This window comes from Duffyella sp. Ts4, from assembly GCF_051851875.1.
In the GTDB taxonomy this organism is placed as follows: Bacteria; Pseudomonadota; Gammaproteobacteria; order Enterobacterales; family Enterobacteriaceae; genus Duffyella; species Duffyella gerundensis.
Genome location: NZ_JBLYPN010000004.1, coordinates 407748 through 433956, shown reverse-complemented (window position 1 = coordinate 433956; position 26209 = coordinate 407748). Strand labels below are relative to the sequence as shown.

The 26209-nt window shown below is 55.3% G+C and carries 24 protein-coding genes; 10 read left to right on the top strand and 14 right to left on the bottom strand.

Annotated elements, in window-relative coordinates:
- Window positions 1-14: 14 nt before the first annotated feature.
- From mglC to ACJY2L_RS09740, 7 genes are all read right to left on the bottom strand, one after another.
- Entirely contained in the window at window positions 15-1025 is a 1011-nt protein-coding gene (gene mglC / locus ACJY2L_RS09770; protein WP_067432219.1) for a galactose/methyl galactoside ABC transporter permease MglC, read from the bottom strand.
- 20 nt (window positions 1026-1045) lie between these two features.
- Entirely contained in the window at window positions 1046-2566 is a 1521-nt protein-coding gene (gene mglA / locus ACJY2L_RS09765) for a galactose/methyl galactoside ABC transporter ATP-binding protein MglA (protein ID WP_067432222.1), read from the bottom strand.
- A 66-nt stretch (window positions 2567-2632) separates the two neighbouring features.
- Window positions 2633-3628, bottom strand: coding sequence for a galactose/glucose ABC transporter substrate-binding protein MglB (mglB, locus tag ACJY2L_RS09760; protein WP_067432225.1), 996 nt, complete (start codon window positions 3626-3628; stop codon window positions 2633-2635).
- Between the two features lie 311 nt (window positions 3629-3939).
- Window positions 3940-4980 carry an HTH-type transcriptional regulator GalS gene (gene galS, locus ACJY2L_RS09755; RefSeq protein ID WP_439212398.1) on the bottom strand — a complete coding sequence of 347 codons (1041 nt, stop codon included), beginning with the start codon at window positions 4978-4980 and terminating at the stop codon, window positions 3940-3942.
- Window positions 4981-5137: 157 nt separating this feature from the next.
- Complete coding sequence (yeiB, locus tag ACJY2L_RS09750) at window positions 5138-6295, bottom strand: DUF418 domain-containing protein YeiB (protein WP_439212399.1); 1158 nt, start codon at window positions 6293-6295, stop codon at window positions 5138-5140.
- A 26-nt stretch (window positions 6296-6321) separates the two neighbouring features.
- Complete coding sequence (gene folE, locus ACJY2L_RS09745; protein ID WP_187485674.1) at window positions 6322-6987, bottom strand: GTP cyclohydrolase I FolE; 666 nt, start codon at window positions 6985-6987, stop codon at window positions 6322-6324.
- A gap of 123 nt (window positions 6988-7110) precedes the next feature.
- Window positions 7111-8238: a YbfB/YjiJ family MFS transporter gene (locus ACJY2L_RS09740; RefSeq protein ID WP_439212400.1), complete on the bottom strand. Its 1128-nt coding sequence runs from the start codon at window positions 8236-8238 to the stop codon at window positions 7111-7113.
- 128 nt (window positions 8239-8366) lie between these two features.
- Between ACJY2L_RS09740 and ptrR the strand changes: the two genes are divergently transcribed.
- Genes ptrR through fghA form a run of 3 tightly spaced genes read left to right on the top strand, consistent with a single transcriptional unit; the run spans window position 8367 to window position 11315 of the window.
- A complete protein-coding gene (gene ptrR, locus ACJY2L_RS09735) occupies window positions 8367-9278 on the top strand; it encodes a putrescine utilization regulator PtrR (RefSeq protein ID WP_439212401.1) in 912 nt (303 codons plus the stop codon).
- A 56-nt stretch (window positions 9279-9334) separates the two neighbouring features.
- Window positions 9335-10462, top strand: a complete 1128-nt coding sequence (locus ACJY2L_RS09730) for an S-(hydroxymethyl)glutathione dehydrogenase/class III alcohol dehydrogenase (RefSeq protein WP_439212402.1) — start codon at window positions 9335-9337, stop codon at window positions 10460-10462.
- Between the two features lie 10 nt (window positions 10463-10472).
- Entirely contained in the window at window positions 10473-11315 is an 843-nt protein-coding gene (gene fghA, locus ACJY2L_RS09725; RefSeq protein WP_439212403.1) for an S-formylglutathione hydrolase, read from the top strand.
- Between the two features lie 101 nt (window positions 11316-11416).
- Here fghA and ACJY2L_RS09720 read toward each other — a convergent pair whose 3' ends face one another.
- From ACJY2L_RS09720 to ACJY2L_RS09710, 3 genes are all read right to left on the bottom strand, one after another.
- A complete protein-coding gene (locus ACJY2L_RS09720; RefSeq protein WP_439212404.1) occupies window positions 11417-12883 on the bottom strand; it encodes an amino acid permease in 1467 nt (488 codons plus the stop codon).
- A gap of 129 nt (window positions 12884-13012) precedes the next feature.
- Complete coding sequence (yieE, locus tag ACJY2L_RS09715) at window positions 13013-13882, bottom strand: DNA-binding transcriptional regulator YeiE (protein ID WP_439212405.1); 870 nt, start codon at window positions 13880-13882, stop codon at window positions 13013-13015.
- A gap of 10 nt (window positions 13883-13892) precedes the next feature.
- A complete protein-coding gene (locus ACJY2L_RS09710) occupies window positions 13893-14258 on the bottom strand; it encodes a YkvA family protein (protein ID WP_067432253.1) in 366 nt (121 codons plus the stop codon).
- Between the two features lie 102 nt (window positions 14259-14360).
- On the opposite strand from ACJY2L_RS09710, the gene ACJY2L_RS09705 reads away from it, so the two are divergent.
- Together ACJY2L_RS09705 and nfo are read left to right on the top strand one after the other, a co-directional pair.
- Window positions 14361-15416 (top strand): YeiH family putative sulfate export transporter, encoded by a 1056-nt coding sequence (locus ACJY2L_RS09705; RefSeq protein ID WP_439212670.1) that lies wholly within the window; start codon window positions 14361-14363, stop codon window positions 15414-15416.
- A 55-nt stretch (window positions 15417-15471) separates the two neighbouring features.
- On the top strand, window positions 15472-16320 hold the full coding sequence (gene nfo / locus ACJY2L_RS09700) for a deoxyribonuclease IV (protein ID WP_439212406.1): 849 nt from the start codon (window positions 15472-15474) through the stop codon (window positions 16318-16320).
- A gap of 46 nt (window positions 16321-16366) precedes the next feature.
- Here nfo and fruA read toward each other — a convergent pair whose 3' ends face one another.
- From fruA to ACJY2L_RS09680, 4 genes are all read right to left on the bottom strand, one after another.
- Complete coding sequence (gene fruA / locus ACJY2L_RS09695; protein WP_439212407.1) at window positions 16367-18064, bottom strand: PTS fructose transporter subunit IIBC; 1698 nt, start codon at window positions 18062-18064, stop codon at window positions 16367-16369.
- 16 nt (window positions 18065-18080) lie between these two features.
- Entirely contained in the window at window positions 18081-19019 is a 939-nt protein-coding gene (gene fruK, locus ACJY2L_RS09690; protein WP_067432265.1) for a 1-phosphofructokinase, read from the bottom strand.
- Entirely contained in the window at window positions 19016-20149 is a 1134-nt protein-coding gene (gene fruB, locus ACJY2L_RS09685; RefSeq protein WP_439212408.1) for a fused PTS fructose transporter subunit IIA/HPr protein, read from the bottom strand. Before fruB ends, fruK begins: the two co-directional genes overlap by 4 nt.
- Before the next feature lie 281 nt (window positions 20150-20430).
- On the bottom strand, window positions 20431-20691 hold the full coding sequence (locus ACJY2L_RS09680; protein WP_067432280.1) for a YkgJ family cysteine cluster protein: 261 nt from the start codon (window positions 20689-20691) through the stop codon (window positions 20431-20433).
- Window positions 20692-20859: 168 nt separating this feature from the next.
- On the opposite strand from ACJY2L_RS09680, the gene yeiP reads away from it, so the two are divergent.
- From yeiP to ACJY2L_RS09655, 5 genes are all read left to right on the top strand, one after another.
- The gene (yeiP, locus tag ACJY2L_RS09675; RefSeq protein WP_439212409.1) at window positions 20860-21432 is read left to right on the top strand and encodes an elongation factor P-like protein YeiP; all 573 of its coding nucleotides are present in this window, start codon (window positions 20860-20862) and stop codon (window positions 21430-21432) included.
- Window positions 21433-21470: 38 nt separating this feature from the next.
- Complete coding sequence (locus tag ACJY2L_RS09670; RefSeq protein ID WP_067432286.1) at window positions 21471-22448, top strand: CobW family GTP-binding protein; 978 nt, start codon at window positions 21471-21473, stop codon at window positions 22446-22448.
- A gap of 44 nt (window positions 22449-22492) precedes the next feature.
- Window positions 22493-23200 carry a phosphatase PAP2 family protein gene (locus ACJY2L_RS09665; protein ID WP_187485669.1) on the top strand — a complete coding sequence of 236 codons (708 nt, stop codon included), beginning with the start codon at window positions 22493-22495 and terminating at the stop codon, window positions 23198-23200.
- A gap of 513 nt (window positions 23201-23713) precedes the next feature.
- Window positions 23714-24289, top strand: a complete 576-nt coding sequence (gene mepS, locus ACJY2L_RS09660; RefSeq protein WP_439212410.1) for a bifunctional murein DD-endopeptidase/murein LD-carboxypeptidase — start codon at window positions 23714-23716, stop codon at window positions 24287-24289.
- A gap of 216 nt (window positions 24290-24505) precedes the next feature.
- On the top strand, window positions 24506-26098 hold the full coding sequence (locus ACJY2L_RS09655; RefSeq protein WP_439212411.1) for a cyclic di-GMP phosphodiesterase: 1593 nt from the start codon (window positions 24506-24508) through the stop codon (window positions 26096-26098).
- Window positions 26099-26209 lie beyond the last annotated feature (111 nt).

Here is a 26209-nt window from a genome sequence, read left to right as displayed (position 1 = left end):
GTGGTGCGATGAGATTACTTTTTACGTGAATATTTCAGTGAATCCAGCGCAACGGCGAAAATGATGATGCCGCCTTTAATGATGTACTGCCAGTAAGGGTTAACGCCGATGTAGGTCAAACCGTAGTTGATAACGGTGAAGATCAGCACACCGGTAACCACGCCTGCAACCGTACCCACGCCACCGGCGAAGGAAACGCCGCCCACGACGCAAGCCGCGATAGCATCCAGCTCATACATAAAGCCGAGGTTGTTGGTGGCGCTGCCAATACGGCCCGCTTCCAGCATGCCGCCGAACGCATAGAACACGCCAGACAGGGCATACACCAGGATCAGGTTGAAGTTAACATTAACGCCGGAGACCTTAGCCGCTTCCGGGTTACCACCGATGGCAAAAATGTTTTTACCAAAGCGGGTTTTGTTCCACAGGATCCAGACAAACAGAATGGCAAAAATCGCATAGAAGGTGATGTACGACAGCTTGAAGTCACCAAAACGCAGGAAGCCCTGAGTAAAGGTGGAGAAGCCGCTGTCAAAACCCGCGATAGGCGATGCACCGACGAAGTCGTAATAGAGTGAGTTGATGCCGTAAACGATGATCATCGTGCCCAGCGTGGTGATAAACGGTGTCACCTTCAGGTAAGCGATGATGACGCCGTTTACCAGACCGATCAACGCGCCAATCACACAAACGATCAGCAGCACTACCGGAATTGGCAGGGTATCCATGCCAGGAAAGACTTTGTTGGCATTTTCCATCGACTGCAGCAGCGTTGCCGCTACCACCGCCGCTAAACCTACCTGACGTCCGGCAGAGAGGTCAGTACCCTGCGTCACGATCAGACCGGCCACGCCGAGAGCAATAATAATACGCACTGAAGATTGGGTAAGAATATTACTCAGATTCATCAGGCTCAGGAAAGTCGGATCCTGGAAAATAATAATCGCCAGCAGTACCAGCAGGACGACATAAATACCGCCCTCTTTTAACCAGGTCAGCGCATTCTTTTTAGTAGTCGCTTTCATGTAATTTCAGCCCTTGCTGCTTAAAGGTGTAGTGAGGCTAAACGCAATATTTCATTCTGCGTTGCTGTTTTGGTGTCAACAATTCCGGCGACCATACCATTACTCATAACCAGAATACGGTCGGTGATACCGATTAATTCCGGCATTTCGGATGAGATAATGATGATGCCCTTCTCTTTTTTCGCCAGTTCAGAAATCAGCTGATAAATTTCAAACTTGGCGCCGACGTCGATTCCGCGCGTAGGTTCATCCAGCATCAATATTTCTGGCTGCGTCAGTAACCAACGGCCAATAATAACTTTCTGCTGGTTACCGCCCGACAGCGAACCAATTGACGTATGGTGTCCCGGTGTTTTTACGCGCATGGCATCGATAACCCATTGGGTATCGCTTTTCATACGGCTGTTATCCAGCAGGCCAATACTGTTTTTGTATTTCTTGATGTTGGAGATAAGCGAGTTAAATCCAATATCGAGATAGGCGTAAATACCGGTAGAGCGGCGTTCTTCGGTGACCAGCGCAAAACCGTGGTTGATCGCTTCGTTGGCGCTGTGGTTATTGATCTGCTTGCCGTGCAGACGGATGGTACCGCCCGCCTTCTCACGGATACCAAACAGCGTTTCCACGATGTCGGTACGCTTCGCACCCACCAGTCCGGCAATCCCGAGGATCTCACCTTTGCGCAGGTCAAAGGAGACATCACGAATCGACGGCTGACGCAGCGAGGTCAGATTACGCACTTCCAGAATGGTTTCGCCCGGCACGTTGCTTTTGTCCGGAAAGCGCTGGTTCAGTGAACGGCCGACCATCATGGAGATGATCTTATCCATGTCCAGCCCTTCCAGCGGCTGGGTGGCAATCCACTGACCGTCGCGCAGGATCGTAATTTCGTCACACAACTGGAAGATCTCTTCCATTTTGTGCGAGATATAGACGATGCCACAGCCACGCTCTTTTAATTTCCGGATGATGGTAAAGAGATGATTGACCTCTTTTTCCGTCAGCGATGAGGTTGGCTCATCCATGATCACGATTTTGGCGTTATAAGAAAACGCCTTGGCGATTTCAATCATCTGCATTTGCGAGACCGACAGCACGCCCACTTTATCGCGTGGATCGATATCAATATCGAGCTCGTCAAATATCGCCTTGGTATCGCGATACATTTTATCCTGGTCGACGAACAATCCTTTTTGCGGATAGCGTCCCAGCCACATGTTATCCATCACCGTGCGCTGTAAGACCAGGTTTAATTCCTGATGCACCATCGACACGCCGTTTTCCAGCGCCTCTTTGGAACTGGTAAAATCGATTTCCTCACCCTGAAACAGGATGCTCCCCGAATCTTTCTTATAAATGCCAAACAGGCATTTCAAAAGCGTTGATTTGCCAGCACCGTTTTCACCCATTAAGGCGTGAATAGAGTGTGGCCTGACTTTTAAATTGACGTTGTCTAACGCCTTTACGCCGGGGAATGACTTATTAACATCGGTCATCTCCAGCAAAAATTCACGCTGCGCGGTCTGATTATCACTGGCCATATTTTACCTGGCTAAAAATTCATAAGGTCACAATAAAGAGCGCGGCCAGTGCCGCGCCCACAGCTTTTATTTAGTGAACTGAGAAAGGTTTTCTTTATCAACCGGCACGTAAGGAACGCGGACGATTTTATTCTCAACTTTAAAGTTAGTACCCGCAGTGGCTTCTTTGCCATCCGCCAGGTTTTTCGCCATATCCAGCGTCGCTTTTGCCTGGTTAGCCGCATCGTTCAGCACGGTACCGGCCAGCGCACCTGATTTCACTAACGCCAGCGCTTCTGGCAGGGCATCCACACCAAACACCGGAATAGAGGTTTTGTTGTGTGATTTCAGCGCTTCTACTGCACCCATTGCCATCGCATCGTTGTTAGCGATAACCACTTCGATTTTGTTAGCATTTGGACCAGAGAGCCAGGCGTCCATTTTGTCTTTAGCCTGCGCGGTATCCCACATTGCGGTATCCATCGCCAGCTGCTGGGTTTTCAGGCCATCTTTGTTCAGCGTATCGATAACATATTTGGTACGCGCTTCAGCATCCGGATGACCCGGCTCGCCTTTCAGCAGCACGAACTGGATGGTGCCATCTTTGTTCAGATCCCACGCTGGCGTTGATTTCCAGTGTTTCTCGATCAGCTGGCCCTGGATAATGCCGGACTCTTTAGAATCGGTACCCACGTAGTAAGCTTTGTCATAGCTGGCCAGCACTTTCGCGTTCGGCTCTTTGTTGAAGAACACGATTGGCACGTCGTTGCTGCGCGCTTTATCAACCACTACCGCCGCTGCCGCCGGATCCACCAGGTTAATTGCCAGCGCCTTCACGCCTTTTGCCATCAGCACATCGATCTGGTCGTTCTGTTTGGACTGATCGTTTTGTGAGTCATTCATCAGCAGCTGAATGCCACCCAGGGTTTTCGCTTCTTTCTCAATGTCCTTACGTACCATCGACATGAAGTTATCATCGTATTTGTAGATGGTAACGCCGATACGGGTATCTGCTGCGTGTGCGGTGGCACCAAACATCATGCTGGCAACCAGTGCTGTGAGGGTGAAAACCTTCTTATTCATGGTATCTCCGGGTTTATGCAGGGTATTACGTGGCCCAGCGCATCGCTCTGTGGCCATCTCGCTCGGGCTATCGGTTAAAAACAATGTTAACGTTTGCGTGTTAGGCAACGCCGCCATATTGCCAAGTCAAAAATCGTGACTTCCGTGTTCGATGACGCGTCCTGTAAGAAGTGAACCCTGTTATAGCGAGACCAAAACAGCAGCAAGGGGGGGATTTGCTGCGTTACATTATGTTTCAGTTCGATAAGACGCTGTCATCATAGTGAGCAGCATGTTAATTAACTGTGAATCTGTTCACAGATTGAAAACGGTTACATGGATGATTCGCTCGGATTAGTGACCGGCTCCACATTTTGCCGTGCCGCCACTGAATGACGGCGCACCAGCGTCGGCATAAAGCAGTGCTGAGCGTGAGGATCAAGCTCACCAGCCGCCCCTTTCAGCGCCAGCTCCGTCGCCAGTTTTGCCATAGAAACAATGGGATAGCGCACGGTGGTAAGCTGTGGATCGGTGTAACGAGAAATAGGAATGTCATCGAAGCCAATCACCGAGCAGTGCTGTGGCACTTGAATACCGTTATCTTTCAGCGCGGTAAGTGCGCCAGCCGCCATGCTGTCGTTGTAAGCAAAAATCGCCGTGAGATGCAGATTACGTCCCAGTAGCTCAACCATCGCCGCTTCTCCGCCCTGCATATCAGGCTCGCCGTGCGCCACCCAGGCCTCTGGCGGCGTCAACTGATGCTCGTGCATCGCCTGACGCCAGCCTTCACGGCGCTGCGCGTTATCTTCAATGATATGGCTGGAGCCAAGGAAACCGATGCGCTGATGGCCCTGCTGTAACAGCATGCGCGTAGCGCTCAGCGCGCCACTGATGTTATCCAGACAGACGCAGCGATGCGCATAGCCGGGTACCACACGGTTAATCAGCACCATGCCGGGCACCTGATCCATGAATTCAGCCAGCTCGGCGTCTGAAAGCGTTTTCGCGTGCACAATAAGCGCGTTGCAGCGCTGCCGAATCAACACTTCGATGGCATGACGCTCCTTCTCTTCCTGGTGCCAGGAATTAGTAATGAGCGTGTGCTTGGAGACCTGCTGCGCAACGTTGTCCACTGCCTTAACCAGCGCGCCGAAGAAGGGATCGGAAACATCCATCACCACCACGCCGATGGTGTCGCTGACCTGAGTGGCCAGCGCCTGGGCGTTGGCGTTAGGGCGATAGCCGAGCTGAGCCACCGCCTGCTGTACCGATTCCCGCGTCTCCGGCGTCACCGCGCTGCTGTGGTTGAGAACGCGCGACACCGTTGCCACTGATACGCCGGCCTGACGTGCTACATCACGAATTGTGATCATGATTGATCACCACTGAAGGAAAAAGGCATATGCATAGGACACCAGAAAGTAGGCTTTACCCTATTCTGACAGGCTCCGCCGCCGCGCAGCGTGAATCAGGTCACATCACTGAAAGCGGTTACATACAATTCTGTAACCTTTGTGATGCCGGTCATTATCAGTTGCGAGGAGAGAGCTGGCGTTTACGGGCGGAAAGTTGGGTAAGCTGTCGCCACAGCCATTCCACCGGTCCCTGGGCAAAAAAGCGCAGCCAGAGCAGTGAGAAGAGGATATTAATCAGCCAGATAACCGGCACGATAGCCAGCAGCTCCAGGCGGTCAAACTGCATGAACAGGCCAAAACGGTAAAATAAGGTGGTACAGATCAGCGTCTGTAGCAGGTAATTACTCAGCGCCATGCGGCCGACTTTGCCGATTGCCTGGCTCAACTGCCAGCGGGAGATCTGCGGCCAGAAGCCGTAGCATAACGCGGCATAACCCAGGCTCTGTAACGGGCTGGCGAGATCGCGCGGTGCCTGCAGATAAAACGCCGTCCAGCGAAATTCCCACTGCAGATGCCATTGCAACGCCACCGCCGGCAACTCAATCAGCCAGCCTGCCGCGGTCAACCACAGCGCAGCGCGGCGATAATGCTGTACGCTGAACTGGCCCTGTAGCCAGCCATTGCGCATCAGCGCGGCGCCAATCATCATGGTGCCAGCCAGCTGCCAGCCATACTGTGACGCCAGCGCCATCAGGCCGGACGAGAGATGCTCCAGGCGATTTTCGACCGCCAGCCAGCCGCCGGAGAGTTTCCACTGGGTTTCATACTGAATATTTGCCACACCTGGCAGCCAGGATGTACCCGGCTCATGCTGCGAAATTGAACCAAACACCAGCAGCACGCCGACGCCTACCAGATAGAGCAGAATGCCGGTATTGAGCAAAGTGCGCGAAGATGGAACGTCGCGAATAATGCGCCAGACCACCAGTCCCACCAGCGCGTAATCAAGCAGGATATCGCCGGTCCACAGCAATACGCCATGCGCAAAGCCAAACAGCAGCAGCCAGCTCAGTCGCGCCTGTAGCCAGCCGGAGCCGCGCGACAGCTGAAGTTGCAAGCCGGCGCCAAACAACAGGGCAAATAAGGTGAGGAATTTAAGCTGTGCCAGCCAGTCCAGGATCGCCCAGGTCCAGCTGTCGCGCAGTGAAGGCGTGCCGTTCCAGCCGGGATTGATATAGGCCGCATCGGGCAGGCCAAACGCATTGATATTGAGCAGCAGAATGCCCAGGATAGCGAGGCCGCGAATAAAATCCAGCTGATGATAGCGAACCATGCGCGGCCTCCGTTTTACGCCGTTGCTTAACTATGGCGTACGGCGCGTAAAAATTCCTGACGCGTGTTCTGGCTCGATTTAAACAGGCCGCCAAGCGACGTGGTGGTGGTGGCGCTGGTGGCATCTTTTACGCCGCGCGCTTTCACGCAGTAATGCACCGCATCAATCGACACCGCCACGTTATTGGTGCCCAGCAACGTTTGCAGCGCGATCAGCACCTGCTGCGTCAGCCGCTCCTGCACCTGTGGGCGCTGGGCAAAGAACTGCACGATACGGTTGATTTTCGACAGGCCGATCACCTTGTCTTTTGGAATGTAAGCCACGGTCGCTTTGCCATCAATGATCACAAAATGGTGTTCGCAGGTGCTGGTCAGCGTGATATCACGCACCGTCACCATCTCATCCACTTTCATTTTGTTTTCAATCAGGGTGATTTTAGGAAAGTTAGCGTAATCGAGGCCTGAAAACACTTCATCAACATACATTTTTGCGATGCGATGCGGCGTTTCCATCAGGCTGTCATCTTCCAGATCGAGATTGAGCAGCTGCATGATTTCCGTCATATGCCCGGCAATCAGCTGCTTGCGGGTTTCGTCATCCATATCACGGGCAGGCGCGCGCAACGGGGTCTCGAGGCCGCGAGCCAGCAGCGTCTCATGAACCAGGGCAGCTTCACGGCTTAAGATTGTCATTGATGTCTTCTCCGGCAGGTAATGCTCACGCCGGGTACACCGACGGGCCAAAATTGTCGGCCATATTGTGAAGCAGTCGACCGGCATTATCCAGCAATCGATCCAATCGGCGATGAAACCTTTTCATGCCGTACGCCGCCACACCAGCGCGCCAGCCAGCACCAGCCCTGCCCCGGCAACATAGAGTGCCGGTTCCAGCCGGTGAGTGAGCAGCGTGGAGATCGAGGAGACCAGCGGACCACCCAGCTGGCCGATGGCGTAACCGGTGGTTAACAGCCCGGCGAGATAGCGGCTATGTGCCGGTGCCAGCTCGCGGCCGCACTGCAACGCCAGCGGTACCACGTTGAGAAAGCCGCCGCCCACCAGCAGCGCGCCGGTGAGTAGACCGGCAAAACCCGGCAGCAGATCGGCGGCGAAAACGCCCAACGCCTGCAGCCACAGGGTTACCGCCAGTCGACGATGCGTCAGCCCACGATGGCGGGTAAGAATGCCGAGCAGAATACCCACTGCCGCGGCGCCGCCAAACAACGGCCAGACAAACTGCGCGACGTTGCTGCCGGGAAAGCGGCTGGCGGCCATCTGCGACAGAAAAGTTGCGGGCAAAATATAACCAAATCCCGCCAGGCTGTAGCTCAGCACCAGCTTTTTCAGATTCCCGTTCAGTTGTAGCGGCGCAGGGTGCTGCTCGGGCCGGTGTAGCTCGCCGCGGCGTGGCAGGAAGCGCACGATGCCTGCCATCAGCAGCAGCGCCATGACACCATACGCCAGCCAGGCAACGGCGGCGCTAACGCCCCAGGCGTGTAATAGCACCGCCAGCATGCCGCTGACAAAGATGCCAATGCCCGGCCCGGCAAACACCGCTACCGCCAGACGAACACGTCCCTGCGAAAGCAGCTGTTCATTGCTCCAGGCGGCGATCAAGACCATCACCCAACCGCTGGCGCAGCCGAGTAAAAACCGCAGCAGGCCATGCAGCCACGCGTGTTGCGCCACGGCTGAAAGTAATGTCAGCAGCACCGCGGCCCAGATGCCGACGTGCAATCGCCACTCGACCCGCGTTTTCGCGCGCATGGCATCCCAGGAACCACACAGGTAACCGAGATAGTTGATGGCCGCCACCACGCTGGCGCTGGTCAGCGTCAGCTGATGTTCGGCGATCATCAATGGCACCTGCGGCGTATAGGCAAAGCGCCCTATTCCCATCGCCACCATCAACGATAAAAAAGCGCTCAACGCCACTTTTATTGTCATCCTCTGCTCCTGCCTGCGCGCCGTCTGGTGATGACCCGCTAAGATTAATCATTGCCAGCATCATGCATGGCGGTTAAAATCTCTTAAAGTGAATAATTAAGACAAACTTGCTCACGCGGAGAGAATAGATGGATTTTGTACAGCTGCGCATGTTCTGTTCCGTAGCGGAAACTGGCTCGCTGGCGCGCTCCGCAGAATTGCTGCATCGCGTGCCGTCTAATCTCACCACGCGCCTGCGCCAGTTGGAAGAGGAGATTGGCACCGATCTGTTTATTCGTGAGAAGCAGCGGCTGCGCCTTTCTCCCATGGGACATAACTTTCTGAACTATGCACAGCGTATCCTGGCGCTGAGCGACGAGGCGCTGAATATGGCGCGCGCCGGTGAGCCCGGCGGGCCGTTTCATCTTGGCGCCATGGAAAGCACCGCCGCCACCCGTCTGCCAGGCCTGCTGGCGTCGTTTCATCAGCGCTATCCCACGGTGGCGCTCTCGCTGGTCACCGGCACCTCCGGCGAGATTATCGCCAAAGTGCGCGAAGGCACGCTGGCGGCGGCGCTGGTCGATGGTCCGGTGCACTACGATGAGCTGAACGGCTGCATCTCTTATCACGAGCAGATGGTTCTGGTGACCAGCGCCGATCATGCGCCGGTGCTGAGTCCACAGGATGCACGGCACGACATGCTGTTTGCCTTTGGCAGTAGCTGCTCTTATCGCCAGCGGCTGGAGGCGTGGTTTCGTGACGCTGGCGTACAGCCCGCGGGCGTGACTGAAATTCAGTCTTATCACGCCATGATGGCCTGCGTGGCGGCCGGTGGCGGGCTGGCAATGATGACCCGCTCGGTGCTGGCGCTGATGCCGGATCGCGATCGTCTGCGTGTGCATCCCCTGCCACCGCCGTTGCATCAATCCAGCACCTGGCTGATCTGGCGCCGCGACGCGTTCACCGCCAACGTGGAAGCACTGAAATACCTAATTATTGAGCAGTTTGATGACAAGCCTGAAAACGACGAATTAATGCATCCGTTACCGACACACGAGTAACCCAAAACTGGGCAGGTGAGCACTCATCTGCATCACGCCATAAAGAGGATTATAAAATGGAAATGATTAAAACCCGTGCCGCCGTTGCCTGGGCCGCTGGTGAGCCGCTGAAAATTGAAGAAGTTGATCTGATGCCACCGCAAAAAGGCGAAGTGCTGGTGCGCATCGTTGCCACCGGCGTCTGCCATACCGATGCCTACACGCTGTCTGGTAAAGATCCGGAAGGCGTATTTCCGGCCATTCTCGGCCACGAAGGCGGGGGTATTGTGGAAGCCGTTGGCGAAGGCGTTACCAGCGTTGAGGTTGGCGATCATGTGATTCCGCTTTATACCCCGGAATGCGGCAAGTGTAAGTATTGTCTGTCTGGCAAAACCAACCTGTGCCAGGCGATTCGCACCACGCAGGGCAAAGGATTGATGCCCGACGGCACCACACGCTTCTATAAAGACGGTAAACCGATTTTCCACTATATGGGCACCTCTACTTTCTCTGAATACACCGTAATTCCGGAAATCTCGCTGGCGAAAATCAGCAAAGAGGCGCCGCTGGAAGAAGTGTGCCTGCTCGGCTGTGGCGTGACCACCGGCATGGGCGCGGTGATGAACACGGCCAAAGTGAAAGAAGGCGATACCGTGGCCATTTTTGGTCTCGGCGGCATCGGTCTCTCCGCGGTGATCGGCGCGAAAATGGCCAAAGCGGGCCGTATCATCGCTATCGATATCAACACCAGCAAGTTCGATTTGGCACGCAAGCTGGGCGCGACCGACCTGGTCAATCCAAAGGATTACGACAAGCCGATTCAGGAAGTGATTATTGAGATGACCGACGGCGGCGTGGATTTCTCTTTTGAGTGTATCGGCAACGTGAACGTGATGCGTTCGGCGCTGGAGTGCTGCCACAAGGGCTGGGGCGAATCGGTGATCATCGGTGTAGCGGGTGCAGGCGAAGAGATTTCGACGCGTCCTTTCCAGCTGGTGACCGGTCGCGTCTGGCGCGGATCCGCATTTGGCGGCGTGAAAGGCCGTTCGCAGCTGCCGGGCATCGTCCAGGATTACCTCGACGGTAAATTCCAGCTCAACGACTTTATTACCCACAACATGCCGCTGGAAGAGATCAACGACGCCTTTGACCTGATGCACGATGGCAAGTCAATCCGTTCCGTGGTGCATTTCACCCAATCATAAGGAAGAGAGCATGCCATCGACGCTGGAATTACTGGAAGAGCATCGCCTGTTTGGCGGCTGGCAGCAGCGCTATCAGCACGCTTCGCCGGTGCTGAACTGCACCATGACCTTCAGCATCTTTCTGCCGGAGCCGAAGAGTGACGCGCCACCGCCGGTGCTCTATGTCCTCTCCGGGCTGACCTGCAATGATGAGAACTTCACCACCAAAGCGGGCGCGCAGCGCGTGGCGGCAGAGCTGGGCATTGTGCTGGTGATGGCCGATACCAGCCCGCGCGGTGATGACGTGGCGGACGACGACGGCTACGACCTTGGCAAAGGCGCCGGGTTTTACCTCAATGCCACTCAGGCACCCTGGGATCGTCATTACCGGATGTATGATTACATCAGCGAAGAGCTGCCTGCGCTGATTGCCAACAATTTTAACGTCGGCAAGCGGGCGGCGATTGCCGGACACTCGATGGGCGGCCACGGCGCGCTGATGCTGGCGCTGCGTAACCCGGAGCGTTTTACCTCCGCTTCCGCGCTGGCACCGATTGTGAATCCGTGCGATGTGCCCTGGGGAATCAAAGCCTTTAGCCACTATCTTGGCGACGATCGTTCACAATGGCTGCAATATGACAGCTGCTGGTTGATGCGTCAGGCGCAACAGCAGGTGCCGATGCTGATCGATCAGGGCGACAGCGATCAGTTTCTGGCTGACCAGCTGCATCCTGAACGCCTGCAACAGGTGGCTGAAGAAATGGGCTATCCACTGACCGTGCGCATTCAGCCCGGTTATGACCACAGCTATTACTTCATCGCCAGCGTGATTGAAGATCATCTGCGTTTCCACGCCAGCCATCTGTTTGGCTGAGCCTGCGGGGCAGCATCCGACTGCCCCGCCCTCTTTTCCCTTTCTCCCGTGATAAAAAAAAGCACGCCGTGGCGTGCTTTCTTTTATCTGACGGCTATCGCTTAGCGATCGAGGCCAGGAAACTCCATCTGGTTATATTTCACAAAGCGCGTTTTACGCACCAGCTTGTAGCCAAACCAGATAATCAGGAAGAGCGGGATACCAATATAGGTCGCGGTTACGCCATACCAGTCAATGCGATCCGCGAGGAAAGCCTGGTAATTCTGCCCAAGGGTAATCAACAGGCAAAGCACGAAGGCGAAAATTGGCCCCAGTGGAAACAGCGTCGAACGGTATGGCAGGCTGGCCAGATCGTGGCCCTGTTTTACAAAGCCGCGACGGAAGCGATAGTGGCTGATGGCGATGCCCAACCAGGCGATAAAGCCGGTCATGCCTGACGTATTCAGCAGCCACAAATAGACATCCTGATTGCCAAATTTGGAGGTCAGGAAGCAGAGTCCGGCGACTACCGTGGTGGCATACAGCGCGTTACGCGGCACGCCGCCTTTGGAAAGTTTGGCGAACACGCGCGGCGCTTTGCCTTCACGCGCCAGCGTAAACAGCATACGCGTTGAGGCGTACATGCCGGAGTTACCGGCTGACAGCACCGCGGTCAGGATTACCGCGTTCATGATCGCCGCAGCAGAAAGCAGGCCAGCATGCTGGAATACCAGGGTAAACGGGCTGACGCTGATATCTTTGATGTCGTTGCGCAGCAATTTAGGATCGGTATAAGGCAGAATCAGGCTGATAATCAGAATGGCGAGGATATAAAACAGCAGGATACGCCAGAACACCTGACGCACCGCACGCGGAATATTTTTTTCCGGCTCTTCCGATTCGCCTGCGGCAATACCAATCAGTTCGGTGCCCTGGAATGAAAAGCCGGCGATCATCGCCACGCCAATCATCGCCGAGAAGCCGCCGGCAAAAGGCGCATCGCCAATCTGCCAGTTATGCCAGCCCGCCTGTTCGCCACCGCGCAGTATGCCGAGGATCATGGCGACGCCAATGACGATAAAAATCACCACAGTGGCAACCTTGATCAGCGAGAACCAGTATTCCGCCTCGCCAAATCCTTTTACCGAGATGTAGTTAAGCAGGAACATCAGACAAAGAAACAATGCGCTCCAGATCCAGCCGGGGGTATCGGGGAACCAGTAGGCCATCAGCAATTGTGAGGCGACCAGCTCTACCGCAATGGTCACGGCCCAGTTGTACCAGTAGTTCCATCCCAGCGCGAAGCCGAAGCCCTCTTCCACATACTTTGAGCCGTAGGTGGAAAACGAACCGGCTACCGGCATAAAGGCGGCGAGTTCGCCAAGGCTGGTCATCAGAAAATAGACCATCAGGCCAATCAGCGCGTAAGAGAGCAGCGCGCCGCCGGGGCCAGCCTGGGAAATGGTGGCGCCCGAGGCGACAAACAGGCCGGTGCCAATCGAGCCACCAATGGCAATCATGGTTAAATGACGCGCTTTTAATTCGCGTCGAAGCGCAGGTTGTTGTGTTGTTTTTTTGTCTTCAGGCATGTGCAAACGCTGCTATAAGAAAAAATGAGGCGAGATTGTAGCAACTCATCCCGCTCTGTATAGCGATAACGCGAGGTTATAAGTTACGTTCATGATGACGCAGAAATTATTAGCGGCCGTCCGGCCGCCTTACGCTTCGGTACAATAAGAGAGAAAGCGACTCAGCGCTTTGGATATATGTTTCTGCCGATGATGGATGCGATATAGCGTGCGCGACAGCCGGGGAAACGGCAGCATCAGCTCAACCAGCGTGCCCGCTTCCAGCTGGTCGGCAATGACCCGGCGCGATAAACAGCTAATGCCCATGCCGTGGCGAACCGCATGCTTGATCGCTTCGGAGTTGCCCAGCTCCATCGCCAGCTCGAACTGCGGCAGATGGGACAACAGCAGATAATCGACGATTTCCCGCGTGCCGGAACCGCGTTCGCGCAGGATCCACGGCGCACTCCCCAGGCTCTCTGCGGTGATCGGGCCTGACAGAATCGGCGCATCCGGCGCGGCAAATACCACCAGCTCATCTTCCAGCCACGGCTCGCTGACCAGTTCGCTGACGTGACAGGGTCCTTCAATCAGCCCGACGTCAACGCGAAAATCGGCCACGGCGTGAATCACATCCTGGCTGTTGCCAACACTCAGCTCCAGCGGCAAACGTGGAAAATCGCGTCGATAACGCGCCATCATCGCAGGTAACAGATAGTTGCCGATGGTGCTGCTGGCGGAAATACGGATTGCCCCGTTGTCTTCCTGAAACAGCTGTTGGATTTCGGTGGCCTGTTCCAGCAGCCCCACGGCGCGCGGATAGAGCAGTCGGCCATGTTCGTTGACCACCAGCCGTTTGCCCACGCGATCAAACAGCTGAACGCCCAGCTGCCCTTCCAGGTCGGCCAGCGCAGCGCTGACCGCCGACTGCGACAGCGCCAGCACCTGTGAGGCCTGCGTTGTCGAGCCGCTCTTCAACACTTCGCTGAACACTTCGATTTGTCGCAAGGTAATGTGCATGTGTGCTCCGCTATCGTTGCAGCAGCCAGACGGTTGCCGCCAGCCAGATGATCACCAGCAGCAAACAGCCGCCGCCGAGCTTTTTCCCGCTCGCACGCTGGGCCGCCAGCCGCTGTTGCCCCGCCAGCTTCACGTCAGCGGGCAACAGACGCAGCAGCAGCATCATACCGGTCGGCAAAATTACCGCATCATCCATCAGACCCAACAGCGGAATCACATCGGGTACCAGATCGATCGGGCTGATGCCGTAACAGGCCAGCGCCACGGCGGCGGCTTTTTGCCACCACGGCGTGCGCGGATCGCGGCAGGCATACCAGAGTAAAAACATATCGCGCTTGAGGAAACTGGCCCAGCGCCGCAGACGTCTCACCATCATCTCATTTGCCTTATCAATTTTTCAGGTTAATTTTAAATATATAATCAATTTCTCTTTTATACCAGATGCCCTCATCATTCTCCTTACCAATGGGAGGTTATGATGACAACACACACTTTACCGCTAATTTCTCATCACGCTACGCGGTTGCTGCCAGGCCTGGCGCTGGCCGCTGTTATCGCCCTGTTCAGCCAGTGGCTGAGCCAACAGCCCGCGGTCGCCGCGCTGGGATTGGGCGCGCTTACCTTAGCGATCGTCTCCGGTATGCTGCTGGGCAACACGGCTTATCCCGCGCTGGAAACCCACTGTTCGCCCGGCGTGCTGCGCGCCAAACAGACGCTGCTGCGGCTGGGCATTATTCTCTATGGCTTTCGCCTGACGCTGCAGCAAATTGCCGATGTAGGCCTCAGCGGTGTGCTGATTGATCTGCTGACGCTGAGCTCAACCTTTTTGCTCGCCTGCTGGCTTGGCTGCCGACTGCTGAAGCTGGATCAACAAACCAGCTGGCTGATTGGCGCAGGCAGCAGCATCTGTGGTGCAGCGGCGGTGCTGGCCACCGAGCCGGTCGTCAAAGCAGACGGCGCCAAAGTAGCGGTCGCGATCGCCACCGTGGTCATTTTCGGCACGCTAGGCATCTTTCTTTATCCGGCGCTGTGGCCGCTGGTGCAGCATCTCTGGCCCGCCGTGTCGGCCACCGACTATGGCCTGTTTACCGGTTCAACCCTGCACGAAGTGGCGCAGGTAGTGGCGGCGGGCCATGCGATCGGTCCGGAAGCGGAAAACGCGGCGGTGATCGCCAAAATGCTGCGCGTCATGATGCTGGCTCCTTTCCTGCTGTTGTTGGGCGCGTGGATCCGCCGTTCTGCTGCGGCCAGTGCGACGCCGACGCCCATCGCGTTCCCGTGGTTCGCGCTGCTGTTTATCGGCGTGGCGCTGTTTAACTCGCTGCAGCTGTTGCCCGCGTCACTGATCCACGCCCTTACCCAGCTCGATAATCTGCTGCTGGCAATGGCGATGGCGGCGCTGGGCTTAACGACGCGGCTGCGCGATCTGAAACGTGCCGGGCTGCGGCCTCTGGCGCTGGGTCTGCTGCTGTTTTGCTGGCTGGTGCTGGGCGGCGGTGCCATCAATCTGCTGGTGCACCATTTGATGGCCTGAACGCTTCGGTTATGATGGCGCCCCTCACTTGCCAATAACCCACAGGAGAACCGGCATGAAATATATCGGTGCCCACGTCAGCGCCGCCGGTGGCGTGGATCAGGCGGTCATCCGCGCGCATGAGCTGGAGGCCACGGCTTTCGCGCTGTTTACCAAGAATCAACGGCAGTGGCGCGCCGCACCGCTGAGCGCGGAGGTGATTTCCGCGTTTCGCAGTGCCTGCGAGCGTTTTAACTATCAGCCGGAGCAGATTCTGCCGCACGACAGCTTTCTGATTAACCTCGGTCATCCTGAAGCCGAGGCGCTGGAGAAATCACGCGCGGCCTTTATCGATGAACTGCAGCGCTGTGAGCAGCTCGGATTGACCCTGCTGAACTTTCATCCGGGCAGCCATCTGAATCAGCTCGATGAAGCGCAGTGCCTGCAACGCATCGCCGAGTCGATCAATATCGCGCTGGATAAAACCCAGGGCGTGACCGCGGTGATTGAGAATACCGCAGGCCAGGGCACCAACCTGGGCTTTCGCTTTGAGCAGCTGGCGGCGATTATTGATGGCGTGGAAGATAAATCGCGGGTTGGCGTCTGTATTGATACCTGTCACGCCTTTGCCGGTGGCTATGATCTGCGTACCGAAGAGGATTGCGTATCCACTTTTGCCGAGTTCGAACGCATCGTCGGCTTCAACTATCTACGCGGTATGCACCTTAATGACGCCAAGAGCGCGTTTGCCAGCCGTGTCGATCGCCATCACAGCCTGGGTGAAGGCAATATCGGTAAAACGGTGTTCAGTTGGCTGATGAAGGATGCCCGCTTTGATGGCATTCCGTTGATTCTGGAAACCATCCAGCCAGCGATTTGGCAGGATGAAATTGCCTGGCTGAAATCGCAGCAAAAAAGCGCGTAATAAAAAAGGCGGCTCCAGGAGCCGCCTTTTCTTTCGCGCAGAAGTATCAGGCTTTCGCCAGTTCCGCTTCCGGACGTTTCAGCACGGCATAGCTGAGACCTGCAATCAGCGTACCGGCGATAATCGCCACCAGATAGCCGACTACCGGCGTAATCGCACCTGGAATCAGCAGCACAAATAGACCGCCATGTGGTGCCATCAGCTTAGCGCCGATTGCCATGGAAACCGCACCGGTTACCGCGCCGCCGACGATACAGCATGGAATCACGCGCATCGGGTCACGAGCGGCAAACGGAATGGCACCTTCAGAGATGAAGCAGAGACCCAGTACCAGCGCCGCCTTGCCCCCTTCCTGCTGCCCTTTGTTAAACTTCCTGCGTGCCACCAGCGTAGCGATACCCATCGCCAGCGGCGGCACCATGCCCGCGGCCATAATAGCGGCCATCGGCGCATAGGTTTGTGAACTGAGCAACCCGACGCCAAACGCGTAAGCCACTTTGTTCACCGGACCACCCATATCGGTACACATCATGCCACCGAGAATCGCACCCAGCAGCACGGCGTTCGCAGTGCCCATGTTCGCCAGCCAGCCAGTCAGGCCAGTCATGATGCCCGCAACCGGTTTGCCGACCACATAAATCATCAGCAGGCCGGTAATCAAGCTGGCGACCAGCGGAATCACCAGAATCGGCTTCAGCGCCTCCATACTTTGCGGCAGCTTGAGCTTGGTGCTGATCAACTTCGCCGCATAACCCGCGATGAAACCGGCAATGATACCGCCAAGGAAGCCGGCATTAATGCTGGTAGCGATCATGCCGCCAATCAGGCCCGGCGTTAAGCCCGGACGATCGGCAATCGAGAAGGCGATAAAGCCCGCCAGCACTGGCACCATCAACGCAAAGGCGCTGCCACCACCGATTTGCATCAGCGCAGCCGCCAGCGTGCCCGGCTCTTTAAACGCGGTAATACCAAAAGCAAAGGAGAGTGCGATACAGAGACCGCCCGCCACCACCATCGGCAGCATATAAGAAACGCCAGTCAGCAGATGACGATAGGCCCCTGCGCCGCCTTTTTTCTCATCGCTCTGGCTGGCGGATGACTGACCACCCTGCGGCTGATAAGGCTTCGCTTCCGCGACCGCTTTATCCAGTTCCTGTGCGGTTTTCTTCAGCGCCAGACCGGTTGAGGTGCGGTACATCGGCTTGCCGGCAAATTTCGCCAGGTCCACTTCAATATCCGCCGCCACGATCACCAGATCGGCCGCAGCCACTTCTTCTGGCGTAATGGCATTACCTGCGCCTACGGAGCCGCGTGTTTCAACCTTCACCCACCAGCCGCGTTTCGTTGCTTCGCTCTGGATAGCTTCGGCGGCCATAAAGGTGTGCGCCACGCCGGTTGGGCAGGCGGTCACCGCGACAATGCGTTTTTGTGCGTTGGCCGCAGGAGCAGCCGCCACCGTGGCTGGTGCAGCTTCAGCCTGGAAGCTTTTCGCTTCGGCCTTTGCCTTATTAAAGAAGTTTTCCGGTTCGCGCAGCGCTTCGTCCAGGCGACCCAAATAGACTTTCTTACCGTTTAGCGCGGTGTCCTGCGGTATGGCATGACCTGCCACCGCAATCAGCTCAGCTTCAGCCGGGCTGTCGGTTAAGCTCAGACCTGCTTTTTGCGCAGCAGCGGCACCTAACTGTTTCACCATATAGCGGGATGCTTGTCCCAGCGACGGATCGAGAATCAGCAGCGTTTTCATTATACCTCTCCTGCTGTTAGTTAACGGGTTTCAGTTCGACACGCGCCATCATGGCGGCCAACTGAGTACGATCGGTAATGCCCACGTTGCTCTGACTTACGGCCAAAGCTGCCACCGCAGTAGCAAGACGCAGCGTGTGTTCGCTGGATTCACGCATCAGCAAACCATAAATCAAGCCACCTACCATTGAGTCACCTGCACCCACGGTACTGACCACTTCGCAAACCGGTGGTTTGGCAATCCATTCACCCGAGGCGTTCACCCAGAGCGCCCCTTCGGCCCCCAGAGAAATCACCACGTGAGCGATGCCCTGCTCGCGCAGCTGATGCGCAGCGGCAATCACATCCTGGAGCGTTGGCAGCTTTTTACCGGCCCAGATTTCCAGCTCGCGGCGATTGGGTTTAACCAACCACGGCGCGGCTTTAAGACCGGCTACCAGCGCCTCACGGCTGCTGTCGAAAATAATGCACGGGCAGTGGGTGCGCAATTCGCTCATCCAGCGCGTAAAGTCATCGGGATCGACGCCAGCCGGTAAACTGCCGCTGACGCAGACCATGTCAAACTGACCCAGCCAGCTCAGAGAATCGGTGCTGAAGCGCTCCCAGTCCTGCGCGCTGACGTCAAAACCTGAGAAGTTAAGGTCGGTGACCTCGCCCTCTTTTTCGGTGAGCTTGACGTTGATACGCGTCCGGCCCGGTACGACCTGAAAACGGTTGGCAATGCCCAGCTCGCTGAACAGCAGCTGAAAGCCATCCTGATTATCTTTGCCGAGGAAGCCGCCAACGGTCACGTCGATGCCCAGGTCTTTGAGCACTTTCGCTACGTTGATGCCTTTACCCGCGGCGTGCAAACCGGTGGTTTTCACCAGGTTGACTTCGCCACGTTCGATTTCGGCACAGTAACCCACCAGATCGTACGCCGGGTTAAGCGTGATGGTTGCTACGCGACGGGTCATGATGCCCCCTCGCCCAGCCCTGAGGTAATGGCTTGTTCAATCGCTTCCAGCGCCTGAGGCGCATCTTCGCCGCTGGCGGTAAAGCGCAGACGGTGGCCTTTCTTAACGCCCAGCGCGACAACCTTCATCAGGCTGCGGCCGTTAGCGGGTTTGCCACTGCCATCAAGATTGGTAATGGTGATATCGCTGTTGAACTGCTTGATGACGCTCACCAGCGCGGTGCCCGGACGCGCATGCAGGCCGTGCTCATTACGGATAGTGAACTCCGCCGTCAGCACTTCGGCTTGCTCATCCACTTCGCTGGTCAACAGTGCCAGGACGCCTGCGGCGTCAGCATTCAGCAGACGATCGGCCTTGTTGTTGATCAACAGCGTGCTGAGGTAATTCAGCACCTGTAAAGGCTGGTCATCTACCGCGGCCACGCTGATTAACATCGCGGCTTTTTCACCGTTAACATCAAAAGGCGCCTGGGTGCGTGAAACGGCCACGGCGCTGCTCAGGTTGCCCTGCATGCTGTCGTTCAGCCAGATGCCTTGTCCCAGATTCAGGGGCTGCGCGCCGATCACCTGGCTGACAAAGCTGCTGTCGACCGCGGCCGCCTGTTGCAGCCGACCGGCATTCAATGCCTGCAGCGTCATCAGGTCGCTGGCGGCGACGTCCAGCACGATAAGAGAGGTATCAAACTTCAGGCCGCTGCCCTGTTTTTCACCCATCAGCAGGCTGCGCAGCTCTTCCGCCGAGGTGGTGGTTTTAAGCTGTTCTGCAACGTCATCATCGCTCAGCACGTGCGTCAGCTGACGCAACAGCGTGAGGTGCTCATCCGATTTCGCGGCGATACCGATAACCACATACGCCAGCTGATCGTCGCCCCAGGTAATGCCCTGAGGAAACTGAAACACCTGTACGCCAGTATTCAACACCAGATCGCGCGTGTCGGTGGTGCCGTGAGGAATGGCGATGCCGTTGCCAAGGTAGGTTGAGGTCTGTTTTTCACGCGCCAACATGCCCTCAACGTAGGCGTCGCCCACGTTTCCGGCCTGGGCCAGCGCGGCAGCAACCTGACGAATAGCGTCTTCTTTATTTGCGGCTGATGCGCCGACATGAATGGCTTGCGGTTCAAGCTGGAACATAATTCTCCTCTCCTGCTGATGTTGAATCGTTTCAGCTATATTGGGAAAAAAGGCGCTATCGAATAAGGCTTAGCCAGCAACGACAACGCTGAAACGTTTCAATAATAGTGGGCCAGAATAGGCAGATGTGGCAAGCTTTTGCCCAATCGGTATCACCGTTTTTTGAGCTTACGCACATTTCGGTACTTTCGATTTGACCTGAACCGATCGGCTGGCTGACGACATAGCTGAAAGCACAGTAAACGCAACGGCAACGGTCAGCCGATGTTCAGCAAAACCGATTACAATGAAGGTGCAGTGGCCGTTTCCAGATCAAGCAGCCAGATCATCGCCTGCTCGCGCGTGGACCCGCACATATCGGCGGCAGGTTGCAGGCCAGCACAGACTTTCGGCCGCAGCGGCGAATGGAAAATTTTGCAGCGCAGCTGCTCGTCGAGTTGCACACAGGGCACGTTAGCGGGCTTGCCGTTGGGCATGCCTGGAATGGGTGATGAGATAGAAGGCGCTGTGCAGCAGGCAGCACATCCGCTACGGCAATTCATAGGCGACTCCTGAAAAGGGGCAATGAAGATAGCAGCGGCCCGCAACATTTTCCACCACCTTGCGAGACGTTACGCAAAAAGTGGTTTTCGCCCCGCTCAGCGCTTGCCTCGCTGACGGGCCGCGAGTAACGTGACGCGACAAATTTCGGCGATCAAATGAGGATCACAATGCCAAGAGCCAATGAAATCAAACGCGGTATGGCGGTAACTTTTAACGGCAAGCTGTTGTTGGTAAAAGATATCGATGTGCAAAGCCCCAGCGCACGCGGTGCCAGCACGCTGTATAAAATGCGTTTTACCGATATTCGCACCGGACTAAAAGTAGAAGAGCGCTTTAAAGGCGATGACATTCTGGATGCTATTTCCCTGAGTCGCCGCAGCGTGGCTTTCTCCTATATCGACGGCGACGAATATGTCTTTATGGATGATGAAGATTACACGCCCTACACCTTCAAGCGCGAACAGATTGAGGAAGAGCTGCTGTTTATACCGGAAAGCGGCATTCCCGGCCTGCATGTATTAACCATGGATGGCCAGGTACTGGCGCTGGAATTGCCACAAACCGTGGATATGGAAATTGTCGACACGTCACCTGGCATCAAAGGTGCTTCAGCCAGCGCGCGCACCAAACCTGCGTCAATGATCACCGGCCTGACCATTCAGGTACCAGAATACCTGAGCAACGGCGATAAAGTGCGCATTCATATTCCGGAACGTCGCTATATGGGACGCGCCGACTAAATCTTTTCACCAGTCATCGTTATAGAAAGGAGGATGCCGTGACGCGGGTCAATTTGATTACCGGATTTTTAGGCAGTGGTAAAACCACCACCCTGCTTCACTTGTTAGCGCACAAGCCAGCGAATGAAAACTGGGCCGTGCTGGTCAACGAATTCGGTGAGATTGGCATTGATGGTGCGCTGCTGGCGGAAAGCGGCGCCGTACTGAAAGAGATTCCGGGCGGCTGCATGTGCTGCGTCAACGGCCTGCCAATGCAGGTGGGTCTGAATATGCTGCTGAAGCAGCAGAAGCCCGATCGCCTGCTAATCGAACCCACCGGCCTCGGCCATCCCAAACAGATCCTAACCATGCTGACCGCTGAGGTTTATCAGCCGTGGCTGGATCTGCGCGCGACGCTGACCCTGCTGGATCCGCGCCAGCTGGCTGACGATCGCGTGCGGGAAAATGAGAACTTCCGCGATCAACTGGCCGCAGCCGATATTATCGTCGCGAATAAAGAAGATCGCTGGCAGGCCGATGACATTGCACGCCTGCAGCAGTGGCAGGAACAGGCGCTGGCGGATCGCACGCTGGTGACTACGCAGTTCGGTCATATCGATCCTACGCTGCTGGATCGCCCGCGGCTGAATCAGCGTGCGCTACCTGATGCGCATCATCATCATGCCCACCGCGCGGCGCCTTCTTTATTGTCTGCATTACATCTGGAAGGCAGCGCGCGCTGGCGTCGTGCGGTTAATCAGGGTCAGGGTTATGCTGGCTGCGGTTGGGTATTTGACGCTGATACCACCTTTGATACGGTTGGCATACTGGAATGGGCCCGGCTCGCGCCGGTGAAGCGGGTAAAAGGCGTGATGCGTATAAAAGAAGGGTTGGTTAGCATCAATCGCCAGGATAGCGATTTTCATATTGAGACGCGGCAGACGATGCCGCCTGACAGCCGTATCGAGCTCATACACGATAGCGAGGCTGACTGGAACCTGCTTCAGCAAAGCTTGTTGAAGCTTCGTTTAAGTTAGCCAGCCTACTCTTCGCTCTGTTTTTTTCTTTGAGTACTTTGACTATGCACGCTACCCGTTTAATCACCATTTTACTGCTCAATGCACTGGGCATTGTGCTGTTTCTCTCGTGGTATTTACCGCCCGATCATGGCTTCTGGTTTGCGCTGGATAAAACGATCTTTTTTGGCTTTAACGATCAAATGGTCGATCACCCGGCGTTTGCCCTACTGGTGGCGATCACCAATTTTCGCGGTTTTGATGCGGTTTCGCTGTTGGCGATGGGCGCGCTCTATTACAGCTTCTGGCGCGGTGAAACGCCGGTTGGACGGCGGCGTTTACTGCTGATTGGCATCAGCATGCTGCTCACTGCCGTGCTGCTTAATCAGCTGGGGCATCTGCTGCCGGTTAAGCATTCCAGCCCAACGCTTTACTTTGAAAATGTGCATCGCGTCAGCGAGCTTACCGGCATTCCGGCAAAAGATGCTTCAAAAGACAGCTTCCCGGGCGATCACGGCATGATGCTCATCATCTTCGCCTGCTTTATGTGGCGCTACTTTACGCCGCGCGCGTTTGTTCTGGCGCTGAGTATTGTGATCGTGTTCTCACTGCCGCGCGTCATGGCGGGTGCGCACTGGTTCACCGATATCATGGTCGGCTCGATGTCGGTGGTGCTGGTAGGATTAAGCTGGTGGCTGCTGACGCCTGCAAACGACAAGTTGATCAGCTGGCTTGACCGCAGCCTACCGGGAAAATATAAAGCTACGTCGTGATGCTTATTTCTTTTAACTGGTATTAACACCTTAATACCAGTTAAATCTAAAACTCACCTTTCATTAATTAATTAGCACGCTAACAAAATACCTTCAGAAGAAATTATTATCGCTCACGCCGTAATTGATGGGCACTCACAGGATGTCCAGCCGGAAATTTCTTATTTTCTCCTTCATCGCGTAAATTAGCGGCTAAAAAGGGTCTACTTCTCGCCATAGCGCCCTGATAACTGCTTAAAATGTAACCAAAGCGTTACAGTATGATTTCACATCAAAAAAACCTATAAATAATTGCATAAAACCCCTCGCCACGGGGTCTCGAATGGGTTAACCTCAGTTTCGATTAGTATGAAGCAGCAGAAAATTCCACCTTTTTTACAATTAAAATGTGCGTAATCACACATTTTGAAGATTCAGGAATTGTCTTAGGTTCACGCGCTAATTAATCTCAAGCCGTTTTCGCAATTATTTGACGACTTCTGTCGTTAAGGACTTCAAGGGATCACAAATATAATGGTCAAGTCTCAACCGTTTCTGAGATATATCTGGCGGGTTTTACCCGCAGTCGCATTAGCGACGATGTTATCAGCCTGTACCAGCAGTAATCATGGAAATACCGCGCAAAACGAGAATCATGAAGTTAACAACCACAATGGTTTTTTACTTCAGGCGTCTCAGGACGAATTTGAACAGATGGTCCAGAACGTGGATATCAAATCCCGTATCATGGAACAATACGATGACTGGAAAGGCGTGCGTTACCGTATGGGTGGCACAACTAAAGGTGGTATTGACTGTTCTGCCTTTGTGCAACGTACTTTCCGCGATCAGTTCGGTCTCGATCTCCCTCGCTCGACCTGGGAACAGAAAGATACCGGCAAAGAAATTACCCGCACCAAGTTGCGCCCAGGTGATTTAGTGATGTTCCGCGCAGGCTCAACGGGCCGCCATGTGGGCATCTATTTGGGCAACGATAACTTTGTGCACGCGTCTACCAGCAGCGGTGTGATGATTTCCAACCTTAATGACAGTTACTGGAAGCGTCGTTATACCGAAGCACGTCGGGTATTGAGCCGCTCGCAAAGTTGACCGATTTCCTGAAGTTCGCGAAAACTGAGATTAATAACGCTGCTTAGGCAGCGTTTTTTTATGCCAAAAATAAACGCCATACCCTTTGTTAACAGATTAAATGATTGTTAATACTCTTAATAACGCGACATCTTACCGAGAGCGTTATATTCTCCCTGGCTCATGTTGGTATGCGGTTCACTTATAGAGACGGGCTTGATCGGGAGATCACACCTTATGCCACTTTCCAGGATAGTGTCGCGTCACGTTATGCATCCCCGACGCATTGCTGTAAACAGCCTCCTCGTCGGCGTGCTGTTCTTTATTCTGTTTATGAGTATTGTTTTTAGCATCACCTGGTATAAGCGCAGCGCAAGCCACGACCGACTCACGCACTATACGCGCGATTATATGAGCCAGGTGTTCACCGAATTACATCACTCTTTGCAACCGTTACTGACTCTTCCCTTTCCTGATTGCCATGCCAGCAATGCCGATCTGACCGCCCGCGCGGCATTTGGCTCAAACATTCGCGCAATTCTGTTGGTGAAGGATGCCGTTGCCTACTGCTCTTCTGCTACCGGTGCGTTTTCCCTGGCCGTGCAGCGGTTTTCACCCGCTACGCGTCTTGAGCAGCCCATCGATATGAATTTGCTGACCGGCACGCCCAAAGTACCAGGAAAGCCAGCGCTGGTGCTGTGGTTGCAGAACCCGCATCAGCCACGCAGCGGTATTTTGACCACCATTGATATCAATCTGACGCCTTACCTGCTGCTCGCGTCACGCCAGCAGGAGATTACCGGCATGGCGATGGTGGCAAAAGATCGGGCGCTGACGACGTGGAGTAAGAACATCTTGCCCGCATCGCTGCTGCCGACCACGCCGCTGCGACAGTTCAGCCTGCCCCACTATCCGATTACCTTTTATCTGTATGGATCCACGCTGGCGGCACGCGATGTAGAATTCATCGTGCTGGCCGGTATCCTGCTGGCGTTGCTGGTCAGCGCCATTAGCTATACCTTACTGATCCTGAATATGCGCCCCGGCAAAGAGATTCTGTTGGGCATCAAACGTGGTGAGTTTCATGTGGAATATCAGCCGCTGATCAACAGCGACACTGGCCATATGTACGGTCTTGAGGCCTTGCTACGCTGGACGCACCCAGTAGCCGGTCGGGTGCCCGCCGAGGCGTTCATTCAGTATGCAGAAGTACAAAATTTGATTGTTCCGCTTACCCGCCACCTGTTTGAACTGGTGGCACGCGACGCCGCTGAACTCAAAAAGGCGCTGCCGTGTGGACTGCAGCTTGGCCTTAATCTCTCTCCCAGCCATCTCAGCTCGCCGCAGTTCCGGCAGGATATTACTCACTGGGTAGCGGCCATGCCACCGAACCACTTCGCCTATGTGTTTGAAATTACAGAGCGCGCCATGGTGGCGAACGATCATGCCAGCGAGATATTCAGCTGGATGCATGACAATCAGTTTAAAATCGCCATTGACGATTTTGGCACCGGACACAGCGCGCTGATCTATCTGGAAAAATACCGTTTTGACTATTTGAAAATCGATCGCGGGTTTGTACAAAGCATTGGCCGACAAACTGTCACCTCGCCAGTGCTGGATGCGGTGATCATGCTGGCTAAGAGACTCAATCTGAACACGGTGGCTGAAGGCGTTGAAACCGCTGAACAGGCCGCCTGGTTAATGGCGCGTGGCGTCACCCATCTGCAGGGCTATCTGTTTAGCCGGCCTCTGACAGTGACGCAGTTGATCGCCTGGCATCAGCAGCAGAAAGATCTGAGAGTTCTTAAAGCAGTGGAACAAAATTAGCGTTGGTTGGTTTCTGCCTGCTTCAGCTGCACTTACTCATCGCCACATGCCGTAATCGTCGGCAACAGAAACGGTTACTGAGGCTGTAACCTGATGGTTAGCTGAGGTCGC

What these genes read in the sequence shown, in the direction of transcription:
- nfo (WP_439212406.1), top strand. Translation starts at nt 15,472, where the DNA reads ATGAAATATATCGGTGCCCACGTCAGCGCCGCCGGTGGCGTGGATCAG.
- ACJY2L_RS09665 (WP_187485669.1), top strand. Translation starts at nt 22,493, where the DNA reads ATGCACGCTACCCGTTTAATCACCATTTTACTGCTCAATGCACTGGGC.
- yieE (WP_439212405.1), bottom strand. Translation starts at nt 13,882, where the DNA reads ATGCACATTACCTTGCGACAAATCGAAGTGTTCAGCGAAGTGTTGAAG.
- fghA (WP_439212403.1), top strand. Translation starts at nt 10,473, where the DNA reads ATGCCATCGACGCTGGAATTACTGGAAGAGCATCGCCTGTTTGGCGGC.
- fruK (WP_067432265.1), bottom strand. Translation starts at nt 19,019, where the DNA reads ATGACCCGTCGCGTAGCAACCATCACGCTTAACCCGGCGTACGATCTG.
- mglA (WP_067432222.1), bottom strand. Translation starts at nt 2,566, where the DNA reads ATGGCCAGTGATAATCAGACCGCGCAGCGTGAATTTTTGCTGGAGATG.
- ACJY2L_RS09710 (WP_067432253.1), bottom strand. Translation starts at nt 14,258, where the DNA reads ATGATGGTGAGACGTCTGCGGCGCTGGGCCAGTTTCCTCAAGCGCGAT.
- mglB (WP_067432225.1), bottom strand. Translation starts at nt 3,628, where the DNA reads ATGAATAAGAAGGTTTTCACCCTCACAGCACTGGTTGCCAGCATGATG.
- fruB (WP_439212408.1), bottom strand. Translation starts at nt 20,149, where the DNA reads ATGTTCCAGCTTGAACCGCAAGCCATTCATGTCGGCGCATCAGCCGCA.
- yeiP (WP_439212409.1), top strand. Translation starts at nt 20,860, where the DNA reads ATGCCAAGAGCCAATGAAATCAAACGCGGTATGGCGGTAACTTTTAAC.
- ptrR (WP_439212401.1), top strand. Translation starts at nt 8,367, where the DNA reads ATGGATTTTGTACAGCTGCGCATGTTCTGTTCCGTAGCGGAAACTGGC.
- ACJY2L_RS09705 (WP_439212670.1), top strand. Translation starts at nt 14,361, where the DNA reads ATGACAACACACACTTTACCGCTAATTTCTCATCACGCTACGCGGTTG.
- fruA (WP_439212407.1), bottom strand. Translation starts at nt 18,064, where the DNA reads ATGAAAACGCTGCTGATTCTCGATCCGTCGCTGGGACAAGCATCCCGC.
- galS (WP_439212398.1), bottom strand. Translation starts at nt 4,980, where the DNA reads ATGATCACAATTCGTGATGTAGCACGTCAGGCCGGCGTATCAGTGGCA.
- yeiB (WP_439212399.1), bottom strand. Translation starts at nt 6,295, where the DNA reads ATGGTTCGCTATCATCAGCTGGATTTTATTCGCGGCCTCGCTATCCTG.
- ACJY2L_RS09680 (WP_067432280.1), bottom strand. Translation starts at nt 20,691, where the DNA reads ATGAATTGCCGTAGCGGATGTGCTGCCTGCTGCACAGCGCCTTCTATC.
- mepS (WP_439212410.1), top strand. Translation starts at nt 23,714, where the DNA reads ATGGTCAAGTCTCAACCGTTTCTGAGATATATCTGGCGGGTTTTACCC.
- folE (WP_187485674.1), bottom strand. Translation starts at nt 6,987, where the DNA reads ATGACAATCTTAAGCCGTGAAGCTGCCCTGGTTCATGAGACGCTGCTG.
- ACJY2L_RS09730 (WP_439212402.1), top strand. Translation starts at nt 9,335, where the DNA reads ATGGAAATGATTAAAACCCGTGCCGCCGTTGCCTGGGCCGCTGGTGAG.
- ACJY2L_RS09740 (WP_439212400.1), bottom strand. Translation starts at nt 8,238, where the DNA reads ATGACAATAAAAGTGGCGTTGAGCGCTTTTTTATCGTTGATGGTGGCG.
- mglC (WP_067432219.1), bottom strand. Translation starts at nt 1,025, where the DNA reads ATGAAAGCGACTACTAAAAAGAATGCGCTGACCTGGTTAAAAGAGGGC.
- ACJY2L_RS09655 (WP_439212411.1), top strand. Translation starts at nt 24,506, where the DNA reads ATGCCACTTTCCAGGATAGTGTCGCGTCACGTTATGCATCCCCGACGC.
- ACJY2L_RS09720 (WP_439212404.1), bottom strand. Translation starts at nt 12,883, where the DNA reads ATGCCTGAAGACAAAAAAACAACACAACAACCTGCGCTTCGACGCGAA.